4 protein-coding genes are annotated in these 3,916 nt (G+C 74.2%); 1 reads left to right on the top strand and 3 read right to left on the bottom strand.

Translation table 11 applies throughout. From position 1 onward, the window contains the following. Positions 1 to 29: 29 nt before the first annotated feature. The 3 genes from MOX02_RS11275 to MOX02_RS11265 all read right to left on the bottom strand — a co-directional run bounded on the left by MOX02_RS11275 (position 30) and on the right by MOX02_RS11265 (position 2,604). Positions 30 to 713, bottom strand: a complete 684-nt coding sequence (locus tag MOX02_RS11275) for a MarR family winged helix-turn-helix transcriptional regulator (protein ID WP_174804914.1) — start codon at positions 711 to 713, stop codon at positions 30 to 32. Positions 714 to 853: 140 nt separating this feature from the next. Then, complete coding sequence (locus tag MOX02_RS11270; RefSeq protein ID WP_147025888.1) at positions 854 to 1,252, bottom strand: response regulator; 399 nt, start codon at positions 1,250 to 1,252, stop codon at positions 854 to 856. 98 nt (positions 1,253 to 1,350) lie between these two features. After that, on the bottom strand, positions 1,351 to 2,604 hold the full coding sequence (locus MOX02_RS11265; protein ID WP_147025887.1) for an adenosylmethionine--8-amino-7-oxononanoate transaminase: 1,254 nt from the start codon (positions 2,602 to 2,604) through the stop codon (positions 1,351 to 1,353). A gap of 105 nt (positions 2,605 to 2,709) precedes the next feature. Here MOX02_RS11265 and bioF point away from each other — a divergent pair, with 105 nt between their 5' ends. Further along, positions 2,710 to 3,882: an 8-amino-7-oxononanoate synthase gene (gene bioF, locus MOX02_RS11260; protein ID WP_147025886.1), complete on the top strand. Its 1,173-nt coding sequence runs from the start codon at positions 2,710 to 2,712 to the stop codon at positions 3,880 to 3,882. The last annotated feature ends 34 nt before the right edge of the window (positions 3,883 to 3,916 follow it).

Genomic DNA, 3,916 nt, shown 5'->3' with positions numbered 1-3,916 from the left:
CGGGAGAGGTGGGACTGCCGATCGGCGCCCTACAGCGGGCGGACCACCGCGTCGGGCGCGATCAGGCCGACCTCCTCCTCGTCCTCGCCGTCGATCTCGGCCTCCGCCTCGTGGCCGGCGGCGCCGGTCACGTCGGCGAGGTTGCGGGCGGCCTTGCGCAGGAGCTTGCGCAGGCGGCGGCGCTCCTTGTTGTCGAACCCGTCGAGGAGTTCCGCCTCGACCTCGTCCCAGAGCCGCTCGATCGCGGCCGCGCGGGCGAGCCCCGTCTCGGTGAGGCGCACCCGCACGATGCGGCCGTCCCCCGCCTCGGCCCGGCGCTCGACGAAGCCGAGGGCGGCAAGCCGCGAGATCGTCTTCGAGGCGGTGGGCGGGCGCACCCGCAGGGTGGCGGCGAGGTCGCCCATCGTCATGGTGCCGGCGGCGGCGAGTGCCTGCACCACCTGCTCCTGGCCGGCGAAGAGGTCGAGGGCGGCCAGACGGTCGCCGATGCGGGAGCGATGGAGGCGCGCCGCCTGCACGAGCGCCCAGCCCACGCTCTTGGCGCCAGGAGGCCGCAGGCGCCGCTGCTCCTCGCGGGCGAGCTTGCCCTCGAGGTTCGGGTCCTTCGCCGGATCCTTGCCCGAGTCCTTGGCCGGCCTGATCTTGCCGCTCCCGTGCATGCCCGCAACTTCGTCGCTCGCCGCGGCCGACAGACCATCCTCCGCCGCTCTCATGGCCTACACCTTCTCACGCTGCCTGTCCGGCCGAAACGGCCAAGGTCGAGCGCCCGGCCCCCGGAGGGGTCAGGTCCCGACCATGACGGCATGTGGCGGTTTCGTGTGAAGCTGCGATGACAGCGGGGCCGGCCGCCGGCCTAGCAGGGGAGCAGGCTTCTCAGCTGGTCGAGGATGTCCTCGCCGCTGCAGGGGCGGGCGATGAAGCGGGCGCCGGCCGGCATCCGGTCCGGGTCGGGCGCGGCGCGGCCCGAGACGATGACGATGGGCAGGTGCGGGCGCGCCTCGGCGACCGAGTTGGCAAGGTCGAACCCGTTGGTGCGCCCCGAGAGCTCCACGTCGGTGACGAGTCCGCAGATGTCGGGCCGGGCCTGGAGGATGCTGAGCGCCCGCTCGGCGGAGGCGCACTGCACGGTCTCGTAGCCGCCGTTCTCCAGCACGTCGCCGAGATCCATGATGGTGAGAGCCTCATCCTCGACGAGGAGAATCACGGGCCGGTCGTTCTCGGGGCTCGTCGTCTCGTTCGTCACGGTGTGCATCCTCCCAAGTCCGGCGCCCGCTCGCGAGGGGCGGGGCTTCCCGGCGAACCGCGTCGCATTCCCAACTGTGGAACCATCCTCCGGGTTGCAGCGCCGCATCAGGCGGATGCGGCCTCGCGGACCACCGCGCCGACGCTCTCCACGAGGTGGTCGAGATCCCCCGCCCCGATCGTCAGCGCGGGCGTCAGGTAGAGGATGTCACCGAACGGGCGCACCCAGGTGCCGCGCGCCACGAGGGCGCGCTTCAGGGCGGCGAGGTCGGGGGGAGATTCGAACTGCACGACGCCGATGGCACCCAGCGTCCGCACGTCCCGGATGCCGGGCAGGCGGGCGAGCGGCCCGAGACCCGCGGCCAGGCGCTTCCCGATGGCACGCGCCTGCTCCAGGCGGGGCTCGCGCGCGAACAGGTCGAGGCTGGCGTTGGCCGCCGCGCAGGCGAGCGGGTTCGCCATGAAGGTCGGGCCGTGCATGAGGGCGGCGGCCGGGTCATCCGACCAGAAGCCCGCGAAGATCTCGGTGCGGGCCACCGTGGCGGCGAGCGCCAGCGTGCCGCCTGTGAGCGCCTTCGACAGGCACAGGATGTCGGGCGTCACCCCGGCCTGCTCGCAGGCGAACAGCGTGCCGGTACGCCCGAAGCCCGTGAAGATCTCGTCGAGGATCAGGGGCAGGCCGTGGCGGCGCGCGAGCCGCGCCACGCTCGCCAGCGTCTCGGGCCCGTGCATGCGCATGCCGCCCGCCCCCTGCACCAGGGGCTCGACGATGATCGCGGCGAGCTCGCGGCCGTGCCGCGCCAGCGCCGCGTCGAGGGCCGCGGTCGTCCCGGCGTCGCGGGGCAGGTCGCAGAAGACCTGGGCCGGCAGGTAGGCGCCGAAGCGGCGATGCATGCCCTCCTCGGGGTCGCAGACCGACATCGCGCCCAACGTGTCGCCGTGGTAGCCCTCGCGGAAGGCGAGGATGCGGGTGCGGCCCGCGACGCCGCGGTTGATCCAGAGCTGCACCGCCATCTTGAGGGCGACCTCGACGGCAACCGAACCGGAATCCGTGAAGAAGACGTGGTCGAGGTCGCCCGGGAGCAGGGCCGCGAGGCGGGCCGCCAGCCGCTCGGCCGGGGCGTGGGTGAGGCCCCCGAACATCACGTGCGGCATCGCCTCGCTCTGGGCGACGAGTGCCTCGCGAATGTGGGGGTGGTTGTAGCCGTGCACCGCCGTCCACCACGAGGCGATACCGTCGACGAGCTCGCGCCCGTCGGCGAGCACGATCCGGCTGCCGTGAGTGCGCACCGCCTCGAGCGGCGGGGCCGCCCCCTTCATCTGCGTGTAGGGCCGCCAGAGATGGGTGTCGTGCGCGGGCATCCAGGCGGGATGGGCGCTTTCGGGCGCCGCGGTCAAGGGCCCGCGCGGAGACCCCTGCGGCGGTCGGCGCTTGACACGCCGGCCCGGCCGGAGCCTTGAGGCGCCATGTCCGACCCGACCGTCCCGAGCCTCGAAGCCTTCGCGCAGGGCAAGCTCGCCGAGCTCGAGGCCGCCTCCCTCCGGCGCCGCCTGCGCCTCACGGTCCGCGCTGCCGGCGCCGCGGCCGAGCGCGACGGGCGGTCCCTGGTCTCCTTCTCCTGCAACGACTACCTCGGCCTCGCCAACGACCCGCGGGTGATCGCGGCGGCGCAGGACGCGCTCGCCCGCTACGGGGCGGGAGCGGGCGGCTCCCGTCTGGTCACGGGCAACCACCCGCTGCTCGACGCACTCGAGGCCCGGCTCGCCCGCCACAAGGGCAAGGAGGCGGCCCTCGTCTTCGGGAGCGGCTATCTCGCCAATCTCGGCATCACGCCGGCCCTCGTCGGCCCCCGCGACCTCGTGCTCGCGGACGCGCTCTCCCATTCCTGCCTATGGGCGGGGGCCCGGGTCTCGGGCGCGGAGGTGGTCCGCTTCCGTCACAACGACCTCGCCGACCTGAGGCGCCTGCTCGACCGGCACCGGGGCCGCGCCAAGCGCGCGCTGATCCTGACCGAGCGGGTCTTCAGCATGGACGGCGACCGGGCGCCCCTGCCCGAGTTGCTGGCGCTCGCCGAAGAATTCGACGCCTGGACCCTCGTCGACGACGCGCACGGCCTCGGCGTGGTCGAGGCGGGCGCCCGGGCTCCGCTGGAGATGGGCACGCTCTCGAAGAGCCTCGGCTCCTACGGCGGCTACGTCTGCGCGAGCCGCGCCGTGGTCGATCTCCTGATGAGCCGGGCGCGCAGCTTCGTCTACACCACCGGGCTGCCGCCCGCTTCCGCGGCGGCCGCGCTCGCCGCCCTGGAGATCCTGGAGGCGGAGCCCGAGCGGGCAGCCCGCCCCCTCGCCCTCGCCCGTCGACTCACCGCCCGGCTCGGCCTGCCGGAAGCCGAGAGCGCGGTGGTGCCCGTGCTCGTCGGCGACGCGGAAGGCGCGCTCGCCCTCTCGGGAGCCCTGGAAGAGCGAGGCTTCCTCGTCGTGGCAATCCGCCCGCCCACGGTGCCGGCCGGCACCGCCCGCCTGCGGATCGCCCTCTCGGCCGCCCACACGGAGGCGCAGGTGGACGCCCTGGCGGAGGCGGTGCGGGAGGAGTTGCGCGGCCAAAGATCGGTTCGGTCAAGCCGCGACCTCGCCCCGTGAAGCGCGGGTCCCCTCTCCCGTTCGGGAGAGGGAC

The sequence above is a fragment of the Methylobacterium oxalidis genome (assembly GCF_007992195.1).
In the GTDB taxonomy this organism is placed as follows: Bacteria; Pseudomonadota; Alphaproteobacteria; order Rhizobiales; family Beijerinckiaceae; genus Methylobacterium; species Methylobacterium oxalidis.
This window is presented reverse-complemented; position numbering and strand designations above follow the sequence as displayed.